Annotated in this window: 1 protein-coding gene; it reads left to right on the forward strand. The window is 29.3% G+C overall.

The window, feature by feature from the left end; genetic code table 11:
* Positions 1 to 14 precede the first annotated feature (14 nt).
* On the forward strand, positions 15 to 344 hold the full coding sequence (locus JHD74_RS26055; RefSeq protein ID WP_199063916.1) for a winged helix-turn-helix domain-containing protein: 330 nt from the start codon (positions 15 to 17) through the stop codon (positions 342 to 344).
* Positions 345 to 474: the final 130 nt, after the last annotated feature.

The raw sequence follows: 474 nt of genomic DNA on the forward strand, positions 1-474 counted from the left end.
TTTGAGGGGAAGGTATGAAATACACAATAAATAAGATGGTCGTATACAACTCTTCGGATGGGACATTGCTGTCCATTGATGATGCTATCGGCATGATAACGTTGACCCGAGTGACCAGTGAACTGTTACTACTGTTGATTAAAAAAAATAATATCCCAATAAACAGAGATACTATTTTAAGTGAGTTATGGGATAAGAAAGGATTAAGTTCTTCAAGTAATAACCTTAATAACTATGTTTCTATGTTAAGAAAAGCCTTGGCACAATGTGGCTGTCTTGATTACAACACAACCTTACCCAAATATGGGTTAATATTTAATGCGGAGTTTTTGATAATTGCATAAGTGTAAATGGAAAAATAATTAAATCTGTTGAAATACAAAAAGCCTAAAAACTAATAACATTTTTTGTTATTCATTAAAAAAAATAGCAATATAAAAAAGTAAGAACGTAATAAAAAAATAAAAATAAAAT

The sequence above is a fragment of the Serratia sp. ASV30 genome (assembly GCF_016428815.1).
Taxonomy (GTDB): Bacteria; Pseudomonadota; Gammaproteobacteria; order Enterobacterales; family Enterobacteriaceae; genus Chania; species Chania fonticola_C.